This is a genomic window from Acidiphilium multivorum AIU301 (assembly GCF_000202835.1).
GTDB classification, from domain to species: domain Bacteria; phylum Pseudomonadota; class Alphaproteobacteria; order Acetobacterales; family Acetobacteraceae; genus Acidiphilium; species Acidiphilium multivorum.
In genome coordinates this window covers 911,030-933,096 of the sequence record NC_015186.1, presented here as the reverse complement: position 1 = coordinate 933,096, position 22,067 = coordinate 911,030, and the positions used below count along the sequence as shown (strand labels likewise).

Annotated in this window: 21 protein-coding genes; 11 read left to right on the top strand and 10 right to left on the bottom strand. The window is 72.0% G+C overall.

The features are described from left to right. The first annotated feature begins 39 nt into the window (after nucleotides 1-39). The 8 genes from ACMV_RS04070 (at nucleotide 40) to ACMV_RS04035 (ending at nucleotide 9,814) form a co-directional block, all read left to right on the top strand. Nucleotides 40-1,305, top strand: coding sequence for a ribulose-bisphosphate carboxylase large subunit family protein (locus tag ACMV_RS04070; protein ID WP_013639643.1), 1,266 nt, complete (start codon nucleotides 40-42; stop codon nucleotides 1,303-1,305). Further along, nucleotides 1,218-2,693, top strand: coding sequence for a four-carbon acid sugar kinase family protein (locus ACMV_RS04065; protein ID WP_013639642.1), 1,476 nt, complete (start codon nucleotides 1,218-1,220; stop codon nucleotides 2,691-2,693). Before ACMV_RS04070 ends, ACMV_RS04065 begins: the two co-directional genes overlap by 88 nt. Next, nucleotides 2,690-3,529 (top strand): phosphogluconate dehydrogenase C-terminal domain-containing protein, encoded by an 840-nt coding sequence (locus ACMV_RS04060; protein ID WP_007423591.1) that lies wholly within the window; start codon nucleotides 2,690-2,692, stop codon nucleotides 3,527-3,529. Before ACMV_RS04065 ends, ACMV_RS04060 begins: the two co-directional genes overlap by 4 nt. A gap of 58 nt (nucleotides 3,530-3,587) precedes the next feature. Further along, a complete protein-coding gene (locus ACMV_RS04055) occupies nucleotides 3,588-4,631 on the top strand; it encodes an ABC transporter substrate-binding protein (protein ID WP_013639641.1) in 1,044 nt (347 codons plus the stop codon). Nucleotides 4,632-4,646: 15 nt separating this feature from the next. Next, nucleotides 4,647-7,103 (top strand): ATP-binding cassette domain-containing protein, encoded by a 2,457-nt coding sequence (locus ACMV_RS04050; protein WP_013639640.1) that lies wholly within the window; start codon nucleotides 4,647-4,649, stop codon nucleotides 7,101-7,103. After that, nucleotides 7,100-8,053, top strand: coding sequence for an ABC transporter permease (locus ACMV_RS04045; RefSeq protein WP_013639639.1), 954 nt, complete (start codon nucleotides 7,100-7,102; stop codon nucleotides 8,051-8,053). The genes ACMV_RS04050 and ACMV_RS04045 overlap by 4 nt, the downstream gene beginning before the upstream one ends. A gap of 68 nt (nucleotides 8,054-8,121) precedes the next feature. Next, the gene (gene arsH / locus ACMV_RS04040) at nucleotides 8,122-8,868 is read left to right on the top strand and encodes an arsenical resistance protein ArsH (protein WP_013639638.1); all 747 of its coding nucleotides are present in this window, start codon (nucleotides 8,122-8,124) and stop codon (nucleotides 8,866-8,868) included. Nucleotides 8,869-8,878: 10 nt separating this feature from the next. Continuing rightward, the gene (locus ACMV_RS04035; protein ID WP_041664640.1) at nucleotides 8,879-9,814 is read left to right on the top strand and encodes an inorganic phosphate transporter; all 936 of its coding nucleotides are present in this window, start codon (nucleotides 8,879-8,881) and stop codon (nucleotides 9,812-9,814) included. 62 nt (nucleotides 9,815-9,876) lie between these two features. On the opposite strand, the gene ACMV_RS04030 is transcribed toward ACMV_RS04035, so the two are convergent. Continuing rightward, nucleotides 9,877-10,413, bottom strand: a complete 537-nt coding sequence (locus ACMV_RS04030) for a hypothetical protein (protein WP_013639636.1) — start codon at nucleotides 10,411-10,413, stop codon at nucleotides 9,877-9,879. Between the two features lie 235 nt (nucleotides 10,414-10,648). On the opposite strand from ACMV_RS04030, the gene ACMV_RS04025 reads away from it, so the two are divergent. Further along, nucleotides 10,649-11,785, top strand: a complete 1,137-nt coding sequence (locus ACMV_RS04025) for a mechanosensitive ion channel family protein (protein ID WP_013639635.1) — start codon at nucleotides 10,649-10,651, stop codon at nucleotides 11,783-11,785. An 18-nt stretch (nucleotides 11,786-11,803) separates the two neighbouring features. Here ACMV_RS04025 and ACMV_RS04020 read toward each other — a convergent pair whose 3' ends face one another. The 4 genes from ACMV_RS04020 to ACMV_RS04005 all read right to left on the bottom strand — a co-directional run bounded on the left by ACMV_RS04020 (nucleotide 11,804) and on the right by ACMV_RS04005 (nucleotide 14,566). Continuing rightward, nucleotides 11,804-12,382, bottom strand: coding sequence for a nitrile hydratase subunit alpha (locus ACMV_RS04020; RefSeq protein WP_011941972.1), 579 nt, complete (start codon nucleotides 12,380-12,382; stop codon nucleotides 11,804-11,806). Further along, nucleotides 12,379-12,672, bottom strand: coding sequence for an SH3-like domain-containing protein (locus ACMV_RS21770; RefSeq protein WP_007422656.1), 294 nt, complete (start codon nucleotides 12,670-12,672; stop codon nucleotides 12,379-12,381). Before ACMV_RS21770 ends, ACMV_RS04020 begins: the two co-directional genes overlap by 4 nt. Next, a complete protein-coding gene (locus ACMV_RS21765) occupies nucleotides 12,666-12,992 on the bottom strand; it encodes an SH3-like domain-containing protein (RefSeq protein ID WP_011941973.1) in 327 nt (108 codons plus the stop codon). The genes ACMV_RS21770 and ACMV_RS21765 overlap by 7 nt, the downstream gene beginning before the upstream one ends. Nucleotides 12,993-13,138: 146 nt before the next feature. Continuing rightward, nucleotides 13,139-14,566: an MFS transporter gene (locus ACMV_RS04005; protein ID WP_011941974.1), complete on the bottom strand. Its 1,428-nt coding sequence runs from the start codon at nucleotides 14,564-14,566 to the stop codon at nucleotides 13,139-13,141. A 198-nt stretch (nucleotides 14,567-14,764) separates the two neighbouring features. Here ACMV_RS04005 and fahA point away from each other — a divergent pair, with 198 nt between their 5' ends. Further along, on the top strand, nucleotides 14,765-16,027 hold the full coding sequence (gene fahA / locus ACMV_RS04000) for a fumarylacetoacetase (RefSeq protein ID WP_013639634.1): 1,263 nt from the start codon (nucleotides 14,765-14,767) through the stop codon (nucleotides 16,025-16,027). A gap of 60 nt (nucleotides 16,028-16,087) precedes the next feature. Here the strand turns inward: fahA and ACMV_RS03995 are convergent, their stop codons facing one another. The 3 genes from ACMV_RS03995 to ACMV_RS03985 are packed head-to-tail and all read right to left on the bottom strand — an operon-like array spanning nucleotide 16,088 to nucleotide 18,210. Next, a complete protein-coding gene (locus ACMV_RS03995) occupies nucleotides 16,088-17,029 on the bottom strand; it encodes a hypothetical protein (protein WP_148361064.1) in 942 nt (313 codons plus the stop codon). 34 nt (nucleotides 17,030-17,063) lie between these two features. Beyond that, nucleotides 17,064-17,696, bottom strand: coding sequence for a hypothetical protein (locus tag ACMV_RS21760; protein ID WP_172637320.1), 633 nt, complete (start codon nucleotides 17,694-17,696; stop codon nucleotides 17,064-17,066). A 25-nt stretch (nucleotides 17,697-17,721) separates the two neighbouring features. Continuing rightward, complete coding sequence (locus ACMV_RS03985) at nucleotides 17,722-18,210, bottom strand: hypothetical protein (RefSeq protein WP_231295374.1); 489 nt, start codon at nucleotides 18,208-18,210, stop codon at nucleotides 17,722-17,724. Nucleotides 18,211-18,410: 200 nt separating this feature from the next. On the opposite strand from ACMV_RS03985, the gene ACMV_RS03980 reads away from it, so the two are divergent. Continuing rightward, the gene (locus ACMV_RS03980; protein ID WP_013639631.1) at nucleotides 18,411-20,024 is read left to right on the top strand and encodes an outer membrane beta-barrel protein; all 1,614 of its coding nucleotides are present in this window, start codon (nucleotides 18,411-18,413) and stop codon (nucleotides 20,022-20,024) included. A gap of 243 nt (nucleotides 20,025-20,267) precedes the next feature. Here ACMV_RS03980 and ACMV_RS03975 read toward each other — a convergent pair whose 3' ends face one another. After that, nucleotides 20,268-21,185: an alpha/beta hydrolase gene (locus tag ACMV_RS03975; protein ID WP_013639630.1), complete on the bottom strand. Its 918-nt coding sequence runs from the start codon at nucleotides 21,183-21,185 to the stop codon at nucleotides 20,268-20,270. An 11-nt stretch (nucleotides 21,186-21,196) separates the two neighbouring features. Next, on the bottom strand, nucleotides 21,197-22,057 hold the full coding sequence (locus ACMV_RS03970) for an SDR family NAD(P)-dependent oxidoreductase (protein WP_007423164.1): 861 nt from the start codon (nucleotides 22,055-22,057) through the stop codon (nucleotides 21,197-21,199). Nucleotides 22,058-22,067: the final 10 nt, after the last annotated feature.

Below are 22,067 nucleotides of genomic sequence, written 5' to 3'. Positions count from 1 at the left end.
AGTTGCGCCCGGCAAGCGGCGCGAAGGGAAGGATGTCCAGTGAGTGGCGCGGAACGCATCGAAGCCGATTACCTGATCGAGACCGCGTTCGACCCCGGCCACGCCGCCGCGGCGATGGCCGGCGAGCAGTCGAGCGGCACCTTCGTGCCGGTGCCCGGCGAAACCCCCGAACTCAAGGCGCGCGCCGCGGCACGGGTCGAGCGGCTCGATGTCCTGGAAACGGTCGGCTCGCCCTCCCTGCCCGGCGCCGGAACCCCGCGCGGCGCGTCGCCGCCGGTCATCCGCCGCGCCGCCGTCACCCTTTCCTGGCCGGTGGACAATCTCGGCCCGTCGCTGCCCAATCTCGTCGCGACCGTCGCCGGCAATCTCTTCGAACTGCGCCAGTTCTCCGGCCTGCGCCTGCTCGACCTGCGGCTGCCCGCGAGCTTCGCCGCCGCCAATCCCGGCGTGCGCTTCGGCATCCCCGGCACGCGGCGGCTTGCCGGCGTCGAGGGGCGGCCGCTGATCGGCACCATCGTCAAGCCCAGCGTCGGCTTCGATGCCGGGCAGACCGCGGCGCTGGTCGCCACCCTCTGCGAGGCCGGCATCGACTTCATCAAGGACGACGAGTTGCAGGCCGACGGCCCCGCCTGCCCGTTCGAGGCCCGCGCCCGCGCGGTGATGCGCGTCGTCAACGATCATGCCGAGCGAACCGGAAAGAAGGTGATGTTCGCCTTCAACCTGACCGGCGAGGTCGACGAGATGCGCCGCCGGCACGACCTCGTGCGCGAGCTCGGCGGCACCTGCGTGATGGCGAGCCTCAATTCCGTGGGCGTCAGCGGCTTCCTCGCGCTGTCGCGCCACGCCGCGCTGCCGGTCCACGCGCATCGCAACGGCTGGGGCGCGCTGTCGCGGCACCCGCTGCTGGGCTGGTCCTATGTCGCCTGGCAGAAGATCTGGCGCCTCGCCGGCGCCGACCACATGCATGTGAACGGCCTGCGCAACAAGTTCTCCGAGGATGACGACAGCGTCATCGCCTCCGCGCGCGCCTGTCTCACCCCGATGTCCGACGCGGCGCCGAACGTCGTCATGCCGGTCTTCTCCTCCGGCCAGTCGGTCCGCCAGGCGGGCGACACCTACGCGGCGCTCGGCTCGGCCGACCTGATCTACGCCGCCGGCGGCGGCATCATGGGCCATCCCGGCGGGCCGGCCGAAGGCGTGGCGGCCTTGCGCGCGGCGTGGGACGCGGCGATGGCGGGCATTCCCGCCGCCGAGCACGCGAAGACGCACCCGGCGCTGGCCCGGGCGCTGGAGGGCGCGTCCTGACCCCGCGCGGCGACAGGCTGATCGGCTTCTACGGCGACGATTATACCGGTTCGTCGGCGGTGATGGAGGTGCTCGGCTTCGCTGGCGTGCCCACCGTGCTGTTCCTCGAAACGCCCGACGAGGCCGCCCTCGCCCGCTTCGCCGATTGCCGCGCCGTCGGCATCGCCGGCATCGCCCGCTCGCAGACGCCGGCCTGGATGGACGCGAACCTTCCCGGCATCTTCGACACCCTCGCCCGCATCGGCGCGCCGGTCACCCATTACAAGGTCTGCTCGACCTTCGACTCCGCGCCGCAGGTCGGCTCGATCGGCCGGGCGATCGAACTCGGCGTCCCGCGCCTCGGCGGCGCCTGGCACCCGCTGCTCGTCGCCGCCCCCGCGCTCGGCCGCTACCAGGCCTTCGGCAATCTTTTCGCCGTCGCCGGCGGCGCGGTCCACCGGCTCGACCGGCACCCGACCATGTCCCGCCATCCCGTCACCCCGATGGACGAGGCCGATCTCCGCCGTCACCTCGCCCGCCAGATCGCGGCGCCGATGGGGCTGGTCGACCTCGTCGCCCTGCAAGGCGGACGAGCCGACGCGGCGCTGGCCGCCTGCCTCGACGCCGGCGAGCGGATCGTCTCGCTCGATGCCATCGACGAGGCCACGATCGCGGAAGCCGGCCGGCTGATCTGGGAGCATCGGGGCGAGCGCCTCTTCGCGATCGGCTCGCAGGGCGTCGAATACGCCCTCGTCGCGCACTGGCGGCGGATCGGCCTGCTGACGCCGGAGGCCGAGCCCGCATCCGCCCCGCCGGTCAAGCGCATCGCCGTCGTCTCCGCCTCCTGCGCGCCGGTCACCGCCGCGCAGATCGCGCAGGCGCGGCGCGACGGCTTCACTACCTTCGCGGTCGATGCCGCCGCCGCCGCCGACCCCGCCCTCTGGGCGCGGGAACTCGACCGCGCCGAGCGGGACGGCCTCGCCGCCCTGCGCGAGGGGCGCAGCGTCGTGCTGCACACCGCCGAGGGGCCGGACGATCCGGCCATCATCCGCACCCGTGCGGCCATCGCCGCGGCGGGCCAACCCGTCGAAACCATCCATGCCCGGATCGGCGCCGGGCTCGGCCGGCTGCTCGGCCGCCTCGCCGCGCAATCGGGCCTCACCCGCGGCGTGATCGCGGGCGGCGATACGTCGGGTCACGCGGCGCAGGCGCTGGGCATCGGCGCGCTGACCGCCCTCGCCCCGCTCGCGCCGGGCGCGCCGCTCTGCCGCCTGCACGGCAGCGCGCGGGCCGGCGGCCTCGCGGAAATCGTGCTCAAGGGCGGCCAGATGGGCGGCCCCGACTTCTTTCAAACGGTCCTGCGCGGCGGTCATGCCGCGACGGGCGAGATCAGGAGACAAGACGCATGACGAGAATCGCCCTGCTCGGCGCCGGCGGCAAGATGGGGGTCCGGCTCGCCGCCAACCTGAAAGGCTCCGCCTACGACGTCGATCACGTCGAGATCTCCGCGGACGGGCGCGCCCGGCTGCGCGAGGCCGTCGGCGTCGATTGCGTGACGCGCGACGAGGCGCTCGCCCGCGCCGACGTGGTGCTGATGGCGGTGCCCGACCGGCTGATCGGCCGGATCGCGCACGAGATCGTCGCAACCCTCCGCCCCGGCACGATCGTCATCATGCTCGACGCCGCCGCCCCCCATGCCGGCGAACTGCCGGAGCGCGCCGACATCAGCTATTTCGTCACCCATCCCTGCCACCCGCCGATCTTCAACGACGAGACCGATCCCGCGGCGAAGCGCGACTTCTTCGGCGGCGTCCACGCCAGGCAGCACATCGTCTGCGCGCTGATGCAGGGGCCGGAAGAGCATTACGCGCTCGGCGAGGCCATCGCGCGGACGATCTACAAGCCGGTGATGCGCTCGCATCGCTGCACCGTCGAGCATATCGCGATCCTCGAGCCGGCGCTGTCGGAAACCGTCGGCGCCACGCTCAGCCTCGCCCTGCGCGAGGCGACCGACGAGGCCGTGCGCCGCGGCGTGCCGCGCCAGGCCGCCGAGGACTTCATCCTCGGCCATCTCACCATCGAACTCGCCATCGCCTTCGGCATCTTCCCCGAAGGGAAGTTTTCCGACGGCGCGCTGAAGGCGATCGACGAGGCGCGGCCGGTGATCTTCCGCGACAACTGGCTCGAAACCGTCTTCTCGCCCGAGGAGGTCAAGCGGTCGGTCCGCGCCATCTGCCACCCATAGCACCGCAAGCGTGCAGCGCCGGCGGCGGAACCGCCGGCCCTTAGGAAGGAGGACGTCCATGAAAACGATGCAGAAACCTGCGGGACTGAAATACGCGCTGCTCGGCCTCGCCGCCGCGGCAACCCTCGCCGCCGCGCCGGCGGCGCAGGCGAAGGGGCCGGTCATCGCGCTGTCCAACGCCTATTATGGCAATACCTGGCGCCACCAGATGGTCGAGGCCTTCCGCGCCGCCGCGACCGAGGCGCGGAAGAAGGGCGAGATCTCGAAGTTCATCATCGTCAACGGCAACGGCACGGTGAACGAGCAGATGTCGCAGGTGAGCGACCTGATCCTGCGCCATGTCAACGTCATCGCGATCGACGCCGCATCCGACACCGCGCTGAACGGCATCATCGCCAAGGCCTGCGCCGCCGGGATCAAGGTCGTCGCCTTCGATTCCATCGTCAGCGCGCCCTGCGCCTACAAGCTTGACTTCGACTTCAAGCGCTACCAGGCCGCGCAGGCGCGCTGGATCGTCCGCAAGCTGCACGGCAAGGGCAATGTCATCGTCGTCCGCGGCGTGAAGGGCTCGGCGCCGGACCATGACATGTACACGGCGCAGATGGGCGTGCTGAAGCAGCATCCGGGGATCAAGGTCGTGGCGACGGTCTATGGCCAGGCGACCGGCCCGGTCGCGCAGGCGGCGGTGAGCAACGTGCTGCCGAGCCTGCCGCATGTCGACGCCGTGCTCGACCAGGGCGGCGGCGACGATTACGGCATCGCCCAGGCGTTCGAGCAGTATGGCGGCAGCTACGCCAGGCACCCGCCGATCATCGCCGGCGGCGGCAGCGCCAATTTCATCCACTGGTGGGCCGAACAGGCGAAGAAGACCGGCTACCAGACGATCTCGATGAACACGACGCCGGGCATCGGCGGCGCCGCGTTCTGGCTCTCGCTCGACATCGCCGGCGGTGCGAAGGCGCCGAAATTCATGACCATGCCGGTCGCGACGGTGACGCAGAAGAACCTCGCGCAGTATGCCGACTTGAAACCCGGCACGATCGTCAGCCCGAGCTATTCGCGGGACTGGGTGAAGACGCATCTGCTCAGCCAGAAGCCCTAGGCCGGGGCGCGCCGCATGACCGTGGGCGTCGCCGCGTCCCCGCCCGGGCGGGATGTGTCCGGAGCCGCCGGCGAGGCGCTTGCCCTCGCCGGCATCACCAAGCGCTACGGGCCGACCCTCGCGAACGAGGACGTCTCGTTCCGCATCGCCGCCGGCGAGGTCGTCGGGCTGATCGGCGCCAACGGCGCGGGCAAAAGCACGCTGATGCGAATTCTCGCCGGCGTCACCGAGCCCGATGCGGGGGAACTCGCGATCGCCGGGCGGCGCATCGCGCTCGCGCGCTATACGCCGCACGGCGCGCGGGCGGCGGGCATCCGCATCGTGCACCAGGAACTCTCGCTCTGCGGCAGCCTGACCGTGGCCGAGAACTTCTTCGTCGAGCAGCCGCGCAGCGGCGGGTCCGGCCCGGCCTGGCGGCGCGCCTGCGAGCGCCTCGCGCGCGCGCATATCGACGCCATCTTCCCGGCGAGCGGCATCGATCCGCGGGCGCGGGCCGGCACGCTGCCGATCGCCCAGCGCCAGATGGTCGAGATCGCGCGGGCGGTGGCGAGCCCCGACCTCGGGGTGCTGATCCTCGACGAGCCGACCTCTTCCCTCGACTCCCGCCGCAGCGACGACCTGCAGCGCTTCATCGGCCGGCTTGCGGCGCGCGGGGTCGCGGTGATCTTCATCAGCCACAAGCTGCATGAGATCGCGGCGGTGACGCGGCGCGTTCTCGTCATGCGCAACGGGCGGCTGGTGCGCGATGAAGCAACCGGCGCGATCGGCGTGCCGCAGATGATCGAGGCGATGGCGGGCGAGGCCGCCGCGGCGCTGTCCGCCGCGCGGCCGCCGGCCCCCGCCGCCAGTGCGGCGGCGCTGGCCACGATCGGCGCGCCGTTCGGCACCTCCACCCTCACCCTGCACGCCGGCGAGATCGTCGGGCTGGCCGGGCTCGAGGGCGGCGGGCAGCCGGAGCTGCTGCACGCGATCCGCCGGGCCGCGCGCGGCCGCCGCATCGCCGGCATCACCTGCGGCGCGAAGGCGGCGTTCGTCTCGGGCGACCGGCGCGGCGAGGGCGTGTTTCCGCTCTGGAGCGCGGTCGCCAACGCGACGATCGCGCGCATCGCCGCCGGGCCGGCTACCGCCTGGCTGCGCCCGGCCGGCGAACGCGCCGAGGCGGCGCGCTGGCTCGAGGCGGTGCGCCTGCCGGCCGACCGCGCCGGGGCGCCGATCCTCGACCTCTCCGGCGGCAACCAGCAGAAGGTGCTGATGGCGCGCGCCCTGATGGCCGAAGCCGACATCATCCTGCTCGACGATCCGACCCGCGGCGTCGACGTCGCGGTGAAGCGGGAGTTCTACCGCCTGATCCGCGATGCGGCGGCGCGGGGCAAGCTGATCGTCTGGCACAGTTCCGAGACGATCGAGTTCCTCGAATGCGACCGGGTCTGCGTGCTGCATGACGGCGCGATCCGCCGGGTGCTCGCGGGCGACGGGATCTCGGAGGATGCGATCGTCTCCACCGCCTTCGCCGAGCAGATCGGCGGCGACGGCCGGGCCGCCGGCGGCGAGCGGCGGTTCCGGCGCGACTGGAGCGCCGCCGCGCCGGTGCTGATCCTGGCCGCGATCTTCGGGATCATCGTCGCGCTGAACCGCAGCGTGGCCTCGCTGTTCGGGATCGGCCTGCTGTCGGGCGCGGCGGTGCCGCTGGTGCTGGTCACCCTGGCGCAGATGGTCGTGATCGGCGGCAGCGAGATCGATCTCGGCGTCGGCGCCTGCGCCGGCCTCGCCAACGTGCTGAGTGCCACGATCCTGGTGCGGGCACCCTGGGCCGGCGCGCTGGCGCTGCTGCTGCTGCTCGGCGCCTACGCGCTGCTCGGCTGGCTGATCCAGGTCCGCGCGATGCCGGCGATCGTCGTCACGCTCGGCGCCTCGTTCATCTGGGCGGGGATCGGCTACGCGCTGCAGCCGACGCCGGGCGGCAGCGCGCCGGGCTGGCTCGCCGCCGCGTCGGCCTGGAGCCCGGCGGGCGTGTCGTCGTCGGTGGTGTTCATCGTCGCCGCCCTGCTCGGCGGGCTGGCGCTGAATGCGTCGCGGATCGGCGTGGTGCTGCGCGGCTTCGGCGCCAATCCGCGCGCGATGGCGCAGAGCGGCTGGCCGGCGGCGCGGATCGCCATGCTGCGCTACGCGATCGCCGGCGGGTTCGCGGTGCTGGCCGGGCTGTCGATGACGGCGATCAACACCTCGTCCGACATCAATGCCGGCGGATCGTACACGTTGCTCAGCATCGCCGCGGCGGTGATCGGCGGCTGTTCGCTGCTCGGCGGCGAGATCACGGCGCTCGGCGCGGTCTGCGGCGCGCTGAGCCTGTCGCTGATCGGCAGCCTGCTCGGGTTCCTCGGCGTCTCGACCGACTACAACGCCGCCGTGCAGGGGGGGATGCTGATCGCGATCCTCGCGGCGCGCGAGATATTGCGATGGAGGCGGGCATGACGGTGCTCCCCTGGCTGCGGCGCAACCGCTGGAGCTTCGCGGCGATCGGCGTGCTGGTGCTCTGGGCCGCGCTCGACCTCGCGACGAGCCGGTTCAGCCTGCAGAACCTCTCGGGGGTGGCGAGCTCGGCCTCGTTCCTCGCCGTGGTGGCGCTCGGGCAGATGTTCGCGGTCGCGACCGGCGGGGGCAATATCGACCTGTCGGTGCCGAGCGTGATCACGCTCTCGGCCTTCGTCACCATGATCCTCTCCGGCGGCACCGATGCCGGGCTGGCGCTGGCGCTGCCCGCCGTCGTGCTGGTCGGGCTCGCGGTCGGCGCGGTGAATGCGTACCTGATCCTGCGGGTGCGCATCCCGGCGATCATCGCGACGCTCGCGGTCGGCTACGTGCTCGATACCGCGGTGCTGATCACCAATCGCGGCTTCACCACCTTCGGCGTCAGCCCGGCGCTGCACCTCGTCGCGGCGGGGCGGGTGCTCGGCGTGCCGCTGATCCTGGTGGCGGCCGTGCTGCTCGCCGGGGCGGCGTCGGCCGTCATTCATCGCACCGGCTACGGGCGCAGCCTGATGGCGGTCGGCCAGAACGCGGTCGCCGCGGATCTGGCCGGGGCGCGGGTGGGGCGGATCACCACCGCGGCGTTCATGATCAGCGGGGTGCTCGCCGCGCTCGACGGCGCGCTGCTCTCGGCCCATGCCGGCGGCGCCTTTCTCGGCATGGGCAAGCCATACCTGCTGGAATCGGTCGGCGCCGTCGTCGTCGGCGGCACGCTGATCTTCGGCGGCAGCGCGACGCCGCTGGGCACGCTGCTCGGCTCGGTGCTGCTGGTGCTGATCGTGACGACGATGCAGATCGCCGGCCTTGCCGGCGGGGTGCAGGACGTGATGCAGGGCGGCGTGATCATCGCCGTGCTGCTCGCCGCCGGCGCCGGGGCCAGCCGGCGGACGGCGTGACGGCCGGGCCGCTTGACCGGCCGCGACGCCGCGTTGGATAACCCCGCGCATCCGGAGGGAGAGCGGGAATGAGTTCGACGATCGACCATGATCCGGCCGGCGCGGCCACGGGCGGCGCGGAGACGTTTCCCGCGCTCGAGCGCGGGCTGCTCGCCGCCCCCGACCCCGCGCGGCTGGAGCCCGCCGCGCGGGCGACGCACCGGCCGCGGGTGCTGCTGCTCTACGGCTCGCTGCGCGAACGTTCCTATTCGCGGTTCCTCACCGAGGAGGCGGCGCGGCTGCTCGGGCTGATGGGCGCCGAGGCGCGCATCTTCGATCCGCGCGGCCTGCCGGTGGCGCAGAGCGTTTCGCCCGACCATCCGAAGGTGCAGGAGCTGCGGGAGCTTTCCCTGTGGTCGGAGGCGCAGGTCTGGTGCAGCCCGGAGATGCACGGCGCCATCACCGGGGTGATGAAGAACCAGATCGACTGGATTCCGCTGGAGATCGGCGCGATGCGGCCGACCCAGGGACGGGTGCTGGCGGTGATGCAGGTCTCCGGCGGATCGCAGAGTTTCAACGCGGTGAACACGCTGCGCCTGCTCGGGCGGTGGATGCGGATGTTCACCATCCCCAACCAGTCGAGTGTCGCCAAGGCCTACGAGCAGTTCGACGAGGCCGGGCGGATGCTGCCCTCGTCCTATTACGACCGGCTGGTGGACGTGATGGAGGAGCTGGTCCGCTTCACCTGGCTGCTGCGCGACCGCGCGGAGTACCTGGTCGACCGCTACAGCGAGCGGCGGCAGGCGCTGGCGAGCGTGGCGACAGACCGGCTGTAGCTCCGGCGTGATGATCCTTCTCCCCCTCGTCGCGTTCGCCTTCGCCTGGAGCATGGGGGCGCATTATACCGGCGCCTGCATGGGGATGCCCTATGCCACCGGCAGCATCAGGCTGCGGCCGGCGCTGGCGCTGATGGCGGCGATGACGTTCGTCGGCGCGCTGCTGTTCAGCCATCGCGTGCTGGTCCATGTCGGCCACGGGATCGTCGGCGGCGGGCTCGGCGCCGGGGCGGCGACCGCGGTGATCGGCGTCGCCTTCCTGCTGACCACGATCTTCACGCAGCTGCGGATTCCGACCTCGACCATCCAGATCCTGGTGTTCTGCCTGATCGGCGCCGCCGCGCGGCTGGGGCTGGCGGTGAACTGGCATGCCGTCTTGGGCCTCGCGGCGCTGTGGGTCGCCGCACCGGCGATCGCCTGCGGGCTCGGCTACGCGCTGACGCGGGGGCTCGACCTGGTGCCGGCGCTGCGCGAGGGCGGCGGGCTGAAACTGGTGGCGCGGGGGCTGGTGGCGGTCGGCGCCGCGGCCTCGCTGGCGATGGGGGCGAACGACGTTTCGAACGCGACGGCGGTGTTTCTCGCCGTGCATCTGACCGGCCCGCTGCTGGCCGGCGGGCTCGGCGGGCTGGGGCTCGCGCTCGGCGTGCTGACCTGGGGGCGGCCGCTGCTCGAACGCGTCGCCTTCGACGTGGTGCGGATGGACCGGACGATGGCGACGGCCGCGCAGCTGGCGCAGGCTTGCGTGGTGCTCGCGGCGGTCGGGTTCGGCGATTTCACCTCGATGAACCAGGCGCTGATCGGCGCGATGGCCGGCGCCGGGCTGGCGCGGGGGCGGCAGACGATCCAGGCGCGGACCATCGCCGGCATCCTGCGCGGCTGGGCGATCGGCCCGGCGGCGGGGTTTCTCGCCACCTATCTCGCGGTCTGGCTGCTGGGCGGCGGATAGCGGACGCGCGCGGGCGGCCGCTGCCCGGGGCGGGCGCGGCGGCGGTGCGGCGCGGTGGCGGATCACGCGATCGCGGGCGGCGGGTGGAACAGCGGCGGCGTCGCCGGCGGCGCGGCGGCGGCGTGCGGCGCGGCGGTGGCCGGCACCGCTCGATGGCGGGGCGCGGCCGGGCGCGCCGGCGCGGGCGGCGCCGGGATCGCCGGCGGGCGGCGGAACAGGGCGCGGCAGAGCGGGCGGAGCAGGCGGGCGAAGCGCGGATCGGCGGCGATCAGGGCGCGGGCCTGCGGATCGTCGAGCAAAGCGCGGAGCTGGGACGCGGCGGCGGTGGCCTCGGGCACCGGGGCGAGCAGCCAGGCGCGGCGGCGCGGCAGGTCGGGGCCGCGGACACGCTTGCGCGGGCCGGCGCGGCGGGCGCGGGGACGCGGCTTCGGCGCGCCCTCGGCGAGGATGGCGAAACGCGCGGCCATGCGGCGCAGGCGGGACCAGAGCAGGATGACGAGCGGCTGCGACGCCGGGCCGAACGCGCCCTTCGCGCCGCGCGCGGCGACGGCGCGGCAGAGCCCCTCGATGATGGCGGCGAAGCGGGCGGCGATCGTCATGAACGGAACAAGAACATGAACGGGCGGGGGTGGGCAAGACCCGCCTGCCCCGCCCCGCGCGGGTTTACAGCGGCGGACCCCGCCCCCACCTAACCCGCATCCGCGCCGCCCGAGGCGGCATCGACATCCATCCCGGCCCCGGGACGCGCCTTGGCTTCCGCCCGCCGCCGCGCGGCGCGCATTGCCGCTCCCGGAGCCCGCCCCGCCGGGCGCAACAGCGGAGGAACAAGGACGCATGCAAAAGGTTGTGGCAGGAACGGCATCGTTCTGGGCGGCGCATCTGTCGACCATCATCGGTGTCGCGACCGCGCTGCTGATCGGCATCGCCGGAACGGCGGTGGCGCGGGCGGCGCTCGGGATTCTCGTGCGCTGGTCGGACCGGCACGGCCGCACCTTCCGCGCCGCCATTCTCGGGCACCTGCTGCTGCCGGTGGTGATCGCGGTCTGGGCGCTCGCGGCGTATTTCGCGGCACTCGCCGTGGCGACGCCGCTGCACCTGGTCGGGCTGCTCGGCATCCTGCCCGCCGTGCTCAAGGTGTTCATGCTGCTGACGATCGCCTGGGCGGCGCTGCGCGTCGTCGCGGTCAGCGAGAGCGCCTATCCGGCGCATGTCTGGTCGAAGCGGGGCGAGAACCCGGACCCGATGCTGGTGGACGCCATCGGCAAGATCACGCGCATCCTCGTGGTCGCGGTGATCGGGCTGATGATCCTGCGGGTGCTGAACTTCTCGATCGCCAGCCTGCTGGCCTTCGGCGGGGTGGCCGGCATCGCGGTCGGCTTCGCCGCGCAGGGTGTGACCGCCAACCTGTTCGGCGCGCTGGTGGTCTATCTCGACCGGCCGTTCAAGGTGGGCGAGTGGATCGTGCTGCCGGCGCAGAACGTGTTCGGCACGGTCGAGCATATCGGCTGGCGGACCACCACGCTGCGCGGCTTCGACACCCGGCCCTATTACGTGCCGAACCAGATCTTCAATTCGTCGGTGGTGCAGACGCCGCCGCGGATGCAGGCGCGGCAGATCAACACCACGATCTCGATCCGCTACGCCGATTTCGACCGGCTGGCGGCGATCACCGAGGCGTGCCGCGCGCATGTCGATAACCATCCGGACATCGACCAGTCGCTCGGCGCGATGGTGTATTTCGACCAGTACGGCAACCACGCGCTGCAGATCATGATCTGGTGCTTCACCCGCACCGTGGTGTGGAAGGAATCGCTGGCGATCCAGGAGCGGCTGCTGATCGAGCTGGGGCGGATCGTGCGGCAGCACGGGGCGGAGCTGGCGGTGCCGGTCTCGCAGGTGGAGATTACCTCACCGATGCCGATGCCGGTGCCGGCCGAGCCGCCGCGGCACCCGGCGATGCAGGCGCGGTGAGCCGGGGCCGGGCGGCGGTCAGGCGCGGGGGCGGGTGACGCCGATCATGTCGCCCTCGCGGACGATGGCGGCGAGCTCGGCCTCGGACCAGCCCTCGGTGCCGGCGGGGCGCATCGGCAGCACCATCCAGCGGTAATCGGCCGTGCTGTCGACGACGCGGATGGCGGTGGCCGCCGGCAGTTCGGTGCCCCATTCGGCGATCAGCCCGCGCGGGTCGCGCACCGCGCGGGCGCGGTAGGCGGCGGACTTGAACCAGAAGGGCGGGTAGCCGAGCACCGCGCGGGGGTAGCAGCTGCACAGGGTGCAGACGACGAGGTGGTGGATGCCCGGCGTGTTCTCGACCACGCCGAGCGGCGGCAGGCCGCGCATCGGGATGTCGAGCAGCTCGGCGGCGCGGGCGCCGTCCGCCAGCATCAGCGCCTTGTAGTCCGGGTCGGTCCAGGCCTTGGCGACCATGCGCGCGCCTTGGGCCGGGCCGCCGCCATCGGTGATGCGGATGCGCTCGGCGATTTCATCCGCCGAGGCGATGGATTTCGCGGCGAGCAGCGACCGCAGGCCGGCAAGCAGCGTCGCGCTGTCCGCCTCGCGCCAGGTCATGCGGCCTCCAGCCAGTGTTCGTAGAGCTCGATCAGGATCTCGTCGCCGGCCGGATGCGGCCACGGATCGGCGGCGGGCCAGAGATCGGCCTGGCGGAAGCGGACGTGATAGAGTGCGACCGGCTTCGCCGGGCGGGCGAAGGCGAGATCCTCCGGATTGGGAAAGTCGCCGAGATGGCGGACGATTTCGCCGGGGCGGCCGCGCACGTAATGCGGCGTGCGGATGTGGCAGCGCCCGCGCGTCTCCGGCCAGTCGAGCCGGACGCGGACCGGGGTGCCGGCGCTCAGCATCCTGCGTCCCGCGCCGCGGCTTCAAGCGCGGCATCGAGCTCGGCTTCGGCGATCACCCGCTTTTCCAGCAGGATCGCGCAGATCGAGCGGAGCCAGCGCTCGTAATAGCCGAGGCCGAAATACTGCGCCTCGGGCAGGCTCTCGATGCCGCGGCGGAGTTCGTCGACCGACATGACCTTCTTCTGGCCGAGGATCTGGCGGATGGCGTCGACCTCGCGGTCGAAATCGGTGAGCGCGTGGGGCGAGACGTCGACCGGTTCGCACATGAAGCGCGGCGCGCCGCCGAGATCGTGCATGATGGTGGGCGGGGTGTCGTTCATCGGGCGATGGGATCACGGATCGGCGGCGGCGGCAAGCGGATTCGGCGCCGATGCGGCGGGCGGGCCGGTCGCGCGATCCGGCTTCCGCCGCTGGTCCGCGCCGGATTTCGGGGCGGGATTTCGGGGCGCGAGGTCAGGGCGCGAGGTCAGGGCGAGATGTCGTCGAGCCGGCGGGCGCGGGTGCTGATGCCGAACTGCGCGACCAGCGCCGCCAGCGCGAGGAAGCCGCCGATCAGCAGGAACGCCGCCATGACGCCGAGCCGCGGGATGAGCGGGGCGATCGCGATCATGCCGACGCCGCCGCCGAGATGGCCGATGCCGTCGACCAGGGCGAAGCCGGTGGTGCGCGCGCGGGTCGGGTAGTTCTCGACCGACCAGGCATAGGCGATCGGCACCCAGACGTTGAAGCCGAAGAAGACGATCATCGCGCCGATCACCGAGAGCCACAGCGTCTGCCCGCCCAGCGCGATGAGCACGCCGCCGCCGAGGGTGATGAGGGCCGCCAGCGGCGTCCAGCGCCGGCGCTCCATCCGCTCGCCCCAGACATAGGCGACGATGGCGCAGAGCACGAAGCCGAACGTGCCCATCGCGGTGATCAGCCCGGCCTCGGGCGGCGGGTAATGCAGGGCGGCGAGCAGCGTGGTGAAGCCGGCGGCGAAGGAATAGACCGTGATGTAGGCGAGGAACCACATCACGGTCAGCAGCAGCGTGCGGTTGCGGTAGGTGGCGTTGCGGAAGATCGCGCTGAAGGGCATCGCCTCCTCGCGCCTTGGTGCGGGCGGCAGGCGCTCGGGCAGCGGCGGCAGCGGGAAGATCGCGTGGGCGCGGGCCTCCATGTCGGCGACGACCTGGCCGGCCTCCTCGAGGCGGCCCTGGGCGATGAGCCAGCGCGGCGATTCCGGCAGCTGGAAGCGCAGCAGCACGCCGACCAGCGCGAGGGCCGCGCCGATGAGATACATCACGCGCCAGCCATCCGGAAAACCCTTGCCGGCGAGGGCGAAGGGCAGGCCGAGCGGCAGCGGCGTGGGCGGCGTGGTCAGCCAGAGGCCGAGCCAGATGCCGGCCACCGCGCCGAGGGCGGAGAAGATGAAGATCATCGAGGTGTAGCGGGCGCGGCCGCCGGCCGGGGCGAGTTCGCCGATATAGGTGTTGACGATGGCGAGGTCGGCGCCGATGCCGACGCCGGTGAAGGCGCGCGCGGCGACGAAGGTGCCGTAGGACTGCACGATGGCGGTGAGCGCCGAGCCGATGCCGGTGAGGATCATCGTCACCAGCAGCAGGTCGCGCCGGCCCATCCGGTCGGCCAGCGGGCTGAGGACCAGCGTGCCGACCACGTAGCCGGCGAGATTGAGCAGCACCGGCAGGCCGATATAGGCGCCCGATTTCGCCGGCGTGCAGCCCGGCACCAGCGCCATGCAGGTCTGGATGAAGGAGACGTTGATGTCGAAGATATCGTAGAAGGTGAAGAGAAACCCGATGCCGATCACCAGCGCGTAGAGCCTGGGCAGGGTCCAGTTCGGGATCCGGTCGAGCCGCGCGAGCAGGAGCCCCGCGGTATTGTCGGTGGCGGTCATGGTTCCTCCCGGTGTTTATCGGGCGCCCGGTCTTGCGCCGGGCCGGCGGAAAGGGTGCAGTGCAAGTGAAACGAAAGTCAACCGCGCGGCACGGGGCGCCGCCGCAGGAGGATTGCATCGAATGGCGGATGGGACGGGAGAAAAAATTGGGCTTCACGCCGGCAGCGGCGGCGTGACGGCTTGCCGGAGAGAGGGCCGATGACGCTGGTCGTCTCCTGGGTGGAGAGCGCGAATGCGGCGGGGGCGGCGTTTCCGCTCAACAACCTGCCCTGCGGCGTGTTCTCGACGGCGGGCACGGGGCCGCGCTGCGGGGTGGCGATCGGCGATGCGATCCTCGATGTCGCGGCGCTGGAGCGCGAGGGGGCGCTCGATCTCGCGGGGGCGCCGCTGTTCGCCGAGCCGGCGTGGAACGCGGCGATGGCGGCGGGGCCGCGGACCTGGCGGGCGCTGCGGGGGCGGCTCGCCGGATTGCTGGCGGCGGGATCGCCCCTGCGCGACGCGGTGGCGCCGCACCTGGTGGCGCAGCGGGACGCGACGCTGCATCTGCCGTTTCGCGTGGCGGAATATACGGATTTCTATGCCGGGCGGAATCACGCCTTCAACGTGGGCGCGCTGTTCCGCGGGCCGGAGAACGCGCTGCCGCCGAACTGGCTGCACATGCCGGTCGGGTATAACGGCCGGGCGTCGTCGGTGGTGGTGTCGGGCACGGAGTTCCATCGGCCGTGGGGGCAGCTGAAGGGGGCCGGGTTCGAGCGGCCGGCCTTCGCGCCGTCGCGCCGGTTCGATTTCGAGCTCGAACTCGGCGCCGTGGTCGGCCTGCCCTCGGCGGCGGGGCGGCCGGTGACGGTGGCCGAGGCGGACGCGATGATCTTCGGTTACGTGCTGCTCAACGACTGGTCGGCCCGCGACATCCAGGCCTGGGAAGCCCAGCCGCTGGGGCCGTTCCAGGCGAAGGCGACGGCGACGACGATCTCGCCCTGGATCGTGATGAAGGACGCGCTGGAGCCGTTCCGGGTTTCGACGCCGCCGCGCGAGGCCGAGCTGCTGCCCTACCTGCATGAGGACGGGCCGATGCTCTACGATATCGCGCTGGAGGTCGGGCTTGCGCCGGAGGGTGGTGCCGAGAGCGTGATCAGCCGGACGAATTATCGCGAGATGTATTATTCCGCGGCACAGCTGCTGGCGCACCACACCACGGCGGGCGCGCCGATGCGGACCGGCGACCTGCTCGGCTCGGGCACGATTTCCGGCGCGACGAAGGACAGCCGCGGCTCGATGCTGGAGCTGAGCTGGGGCGGGCGCGAGCCGGTCGCGCTGGATGACGGGACGGCGCGCCGCTTCCTCCTCGATGGCGACAGGGTGACGCTGCGCGGGGCGGCGACGGGCGATGGCTACACGATCGGGTTCGGCGAATGCGCGGGCCGGCTGCTGCCCGCCCTCGCCGATCCGTATGCGCGCTGAGACGGGGTGACCGCCGGGGCGATCACCCGCGTCCGCGCGATGGGGTGACGGTGCCGCGCGCTATTCGCCGTGGCCGGTCAGGATCGCGTCGCGCACCAGCTCGGCCTTGGCCGCGATGTCGGCCACCTGCTGGTCGGTCAGCGGCGGGAGGTTGAGGATCGTGTTGACCGCGATCACCGTATCGGTGCTGATCGCGATCGTCTTGTCGGAGGCGGAGCCAAGGAAGATCGCCGCGAGATCGTCGGTGCTCGACGGGGTGACGCCGGTGAGCGCGGTCGAGCCGGAGGAGAGCAGGTTCTTGAGCAGGGAGAGATTCTCGAGCGGGGAGTCGATGCGGGTGACGGCCGCATAGTCGGTCGCGACGATGTTGGCGAAATCGGCCGCCGACATCGAGTAGAGCTGGGCGACGGTGATCTGCGTGCCGTCGGTCAGGGTGATGATGGTGCTGGCGGTCGTGGTCGTCCAGTTGCTGATCACCTCACTGAAGGCGTGGTCGAGCACCTGGGCCGGCGCGCGGGCGACGCTGAGGCGGCCGAGCTCGACCGCGGGGATGCCCTCCTTCGCCCAGGCCGGGCGGCCGCCGCGCGTGCCGGCCTCGGGCTGGCGCGAATTCTCGCCGCCGCCGAAGCGCGGACCCTGACGGTCGGAGCTGGTGCCTTCCTCGCCGGTTTCGGTGCCGGTCGATCCGCCCTGGCCGTAATGGCCGCGCGTGCCGACGCTGCCGCCCTGCCCCATGTCCTGACCCGAGGTGCCGGGCGCATGGGTGCTGCGGGTGCCGTGGCTGCTCTCGGTGCCGTGGGTGCCGCTCGCCGCACCGCCCTGCCCGGCATGGCCGCCGCCGCCCTGTCTGCCGGCGTGCCCGCTGTCGCTCTGCGCGTGGGCGACCGGCATGAGGGCGCCGATGCCGCGCGGGGCCTGCGGCGTGGCGAACGCGAGCGCGACGGCCGCGCCGGCGAGCAGGATCGTGCGCAAGGAGCCGCGCGCTGTCTTCATCTTCGTCATTGTTGCAGTTCCCTTGATGAACGTGGACATGTCGTCACCGGCGCCGCAGCACCTTGCCGTCGGCGCCCCAGTAGCCCGGCCCGGGATGGACGAAATGCTCGCCACCCGTGGCCCCCCCGATGGGGCCGGAGGTCGATCCGTCGGGCGGCGCGGTGAGGCCGCCGTCGGGCGTGGTGCCGCCGGTGCCGGAACCGGTGTCGGTCCCGCCGCCGGTGTCGGTGCCGGTATCGCCGCCGCCGGTGTCACCGCCGCCGTGATTGCCGCCGCCGTGATCGCCGCCGCCGCCGTGGCCGCCGGTGGACTCGCCGCCGCCGAGGGTGCGCCCGGTGCGCTGGCGGTGCCGCAGGGCGCGCTGCGCCGGCGTGCGGCCCTGGCCGTTGCCGCCGCCGGATTCACCGCCGCCGCCCCCCTCGCCGCCCTCGCCGCCGCCATGACCGGCGCCGCCGCCGTGACCGGAGCCGCCCTCTTCGCCGCCGCCATGACCGGCGCCGCCCTGGCCATTGCCGCCCTGGCCGTTGCCGCCGCTCTCGCCGCCGCCGTGCTGCTGGGCGAGGAGCGGGACAGGAAAGGCGACGGCGGCGGCGAACAGGCCGGCCGCGCCGAGGACGATCCGGCGTCGCGTGACCGTATCAAACGTATCGTTTGTATTCGGGGATCGCTTGATCATGTCCGGCTCCATTGGCGTCATCCGGCTAGCGCGCGAGGTCGAGGCGCGCGGCCTCGGCGGTCGCGGCGATCTGTGCGGCGGTCGCGCGCGTCGTGCTGACGCAGAGCAGCGCGTTGACGCGGCGGAGCGCGTCGGTGGTGACCGGCACGGTGCTGACCATCGCGAGATAGGTCGATGCCAGGCCGATATCGGGATGGCGCCGTTCGAGCTGTTCCTGATAGCCGGCGAGAAGATCGAGACCGGTGCGCGCGCCGCCGGCGGTGAAGCCGGGGGCGAGTTCCTCCTGCGCGGCGCGCAGGCGCTGGAGGTTGGCGGCGTCCATCCGGGTTTTCGCGGAGAGCGCGCCGAGGCGGAAATTCGAGCACCAGGCGGCGGCGCGGGGATAGACATCGCCGGAGGGCGCGCCGCGATGCGGGGTCGTGGTCTGCGCCGCGGCGAGGCCGGGTGCCGCTAACGGCGCGGCGAGAAGAAGTCCGGCAATGATACGCCACCCGCTTCGGGGCCGTGCACGCATGTTCGGGCGCCTTGACTGTTCCGCCGCCTCACGATGAGGAAGCGTCCGCTGACGGCACAAATATTCGCAATCCGGCATGCGTGCGCTGATCCAGATCAAGTCCCCGCTGCGTCTTTCGGTGTAATCCGTTTTGTCAGGTCGGAGTGGCCGGCGAAGCGACTACGGTCCTGACCATGAGGCGGCCCAGCAGGGTGAACAGCATGTCCGGTTTTCATTTTCGTGCGGCGAAATCAAGGGGACTTCGGAGGCGCGCGCGGCCGGCGGTGGAGGCCCGGCGCCTGGCGCTCGCAGCCTTCGCGGCGCTGGCGCTGCCCTGCGCGGCGCGGGCGGAGGCGGTGCCGGCGGCGATTTCGCGGCAGTTCGACACCGCCGCGGAAAGCGGGCCGCGGGCGCTGCTGGACGATCTGGCCAGGGTGCTCACCGCGAACCCGTCGCTGGTGGCGACGCCGGGGGCGGCCGCCGCACTCGCCCGCGCCGCGGCTTCGCCGGTGCCGGATTTCGTCGGCGCCAACCTGCCGGTCTATCGGGAGATCGAGGCGCGCATTGTTAGTGCCGCGCCGGCGCCGGTGCGCGATGCGGTCCGCCGCGCGGTGGACCGGGAGCTGAGCGGCTATGCCGCGACCGACATCCGCATCATGCCGCCGCTGCCGGCGATGGGGCCGGCGAACCTGCGCCGCCAGCCGCCGGAAATCGGGCCGGCCGGCTACAAGGTTGGCGACTACACGATTTATCCCAGCATCCAGGCCGGGACGTTCTACGACGACAATATCTACGCGACGCGGACGGGGCGGGTTGCCGATGCGGTCGGCACGATCTCGCCGGTGATCGCCATCCAGTCGAACTGGAAGCGCAACGCGCTGTATGCGGAGGTCGGCGCCGACCTGACCGGCTACTGGACGCATGGCAACGAGAACACCGCGGACTGGCATGCGCAGGTCGAGGGGCGGATCGACGTCAATGCCAAGACGCGGGTGGTGCTCGGCGGCATCGTGCTGCACGAGCACGAGGACCGCTCATCGCCCGACGCGGTGGAGGGGCTGACGCCGACGCCGTATACCGAGATGAACGCCTATGCCGGCGTGATCCGCCGCGTCGGCACGTTCAGCATCCGCACGGGGGCGGCGGTCGAGCGGCTCACCTTCGGCAATGTCGAGGGCCTGCACGGCGAGATCAATAATCAGGACCGCGACCGCAACCGCTACACCTTCGGCATCCTCGCGCGCGACGACGCGCGGCCGGGGTTCCGGCCCTATGCCGAACTGCTCGGCGACCTGCGGCGCTACGACACGGTGCCGGACGACTTCCAGTATTTCCGCAATTCGGACGGGTTCCGCGCCGGGGTGGGCGCGCTGTTCCGGCTGCTGCCGAGCCTTTCGGGCGACGCGTTCGTTGGCGTGATGCACAGGGATTATGCGGATTCGCGGTTCAAGACGATCACCACGCCGGCGGGCAGCGCGGATCTGCGCTGGCAGGCCGGGGAGGATACCGCCCTCACGCTGTTCATCGACCGTTCGATCGAGGAGACGACGCTGCCGGGCAGCCCGGCCTATATCTACACGCTGGTCGGCGGGCGCATCGAGCACGCGATCACCGACGACCTGACCGGCATCGCCCGCGCCGCCTTCGCGCGGAGCGACTTCGCGCAGTCGACCCGCTGGGACAACGAGGCGGACATGTCGGTCGGGTTGCGCTACCGGCTGGTGAGCCGGGTGTTCCTCGGCGTCGACTACCGCTACACGCAGCGGATTTCCAGCGACAGCATCTTCAATTTCCGCCGCAACCAGGTCTATCTCGAACTGACCGAGGAATTCTGAACCCGCGCCGCCCGGCCGGGACTAGTGTCCTGCCCCTGAAATTCGTGGGTGAATTTCAGGGACAAGCAGGCCACTAAACGATTGTTTTTTCCAGTGTCCACTTTGAATCTGAAATCCGATGGATTTCAGATTCGGGACACTAGAGCATCATCCGATCAGATGGAGTCATCTGATCGGATAAAGATGCTCTGGTTATCAATATGATAGAGCACTACATCCGATCCAACAGGATCGGAAAGTGCTCTAACGGCGCGTTTGGGCGATGCGGGCGGTGAGGTATTCGGCGACCTCGTCCATCGTCCGCCGCGCCTCGGGCAGCAGGAGCTGAAAGATCGGCCAGACATGGGGCATGTTGTCCCACAGCCGGATGCTGACCTCGACGCCGGCCTCGCGCGCCCTGGTGGCGAGGCGGGTGCTGTCGTCGCGCAGCACCTCGATCGCGCTGGCGTGGATGCAGAGCGGCGGCAGGCCGGCGAGGTCGGCGTGCAGCGGCGAGGCGAGCGGATCGCGCTTGTCGGCGGCGCCGAGATAGAGCGCGGCGGCGGCGGGCATGGTGGTGGCGCAGAGCATCGGGTCGGCGCGCAGGTTGGTGCGCATGCTGTCGCCGGCGCAGGCAAGGTCGGTCCAGGGCGAGAACAGCACGGCGCAGGCGGGCATCGGCAGGCCGGCGCGCTTCGCCGCGACCAGGGTGGACAGGGCGAGGCCGCCGCCCGCGGAATCGCCGGCGATGACGAGCGAGGCCGGATCGCCCCCCGCATCGAGCAGGCCGCGATAGGCGGCAAGCGCATCGTCGAGCGCCGCGGGAAAGCGGTGTTCCGGCGCGAGGCGGTAGTCCGGCGCGAAGACGCGGAAGCCGCGCTTCGCGAAGGCGAGGGTGAAGGGTTTGTGCGTGGCCGGCGAGCAGGCGATGAAGCCGCCGCCATGGATGTAGAGCACGGTGGCGGCGGGCGGCGCCTTCGGCTCGGTCCACAATCCGGGGATGCCGCCGCACTCGCCCTTCACGTAGCGACCGCCGGGCGGCGGCAGGACCGGGGTGCCGAGGGCGCGGCGGACGCGGCGGGCGATCTCGGCCTCGGTGCGGCCGGAGACGTCGGCGGAGAGCTGCGACTTTACGATCGCGCGGATGAGCGGGTTGACGATGTGGGAGGCGAGGCTCGGCATGGCGTTTCCCTTCAGGGCCGGGCGCGGGTGAGTTGGGCGGCGAGGGAGGAGGGCATGAAGCTGGCCTGGCGGGCGACGAGTTTCGCGTGGCCGACCGGGAGGAGGCGCTGGATCCAGTCCAGCACGCGGGCGTCGGCGCCGATCAGCACGCGGTTGCGGCGGCGCTCGATGCCATCGAGGATCGCGGCGGCGGCCTTGTCGGCCGGGGTGCGGAGGAGTTTCTCGAACTGCACGAGACCCTCCGCCGCGGCGGCGGCATCGGTGCCGCGGGCGACGCGGGCGCTGCGGGCGATGGCGGTGTTCACCCCGCCCGGATGGATGACGGTGATGCCGACGCTGGTGCCGGCGAGTTCCTGGCGCACCGCCTCGGCGAAGCCGCGGATCGCGAACTTGCTGGCGCAATAGGCGACGTTGCCGGGCACGCCGACGATGCCGAAGACCGACGAGGTATAGGCGATCTGCGCCGCCGGCGCGCGCTTGAGATGCGGCAGGAAGGCGGTGGTCAGGCGGATGCCGGCCCAGAAGTTGATGTCCATCAGCCACTCGAAATCGTCCGGGCCGTAATCGTCGAACGGGCCGGCCAGGGCGACGCCGGCATTGCTGACCAGCACCGTGACCTTGCCGTGGGCGGCGAGCACTGCATCGGGCAGCGCGGCGATGGCGGCGCGGTCGGCAAGGTCGGCGACATGGGTGGTGAGCGGCGCGCGATGCAGGGCGGCGATGCGGCGGCTGACGCCGTCGAGCCCGGCCGCGTCGCGATCGACCAGGGCGAGGCGACTGCCTTTCGCCGCCATCCGCACGGCGAGCTCGGCGCCCATGCCGCTGGCGGCGCCCGTGATGACGGCGACGGCGCCGTCGAGGTTCAGTTTCATCGGCGTGTTC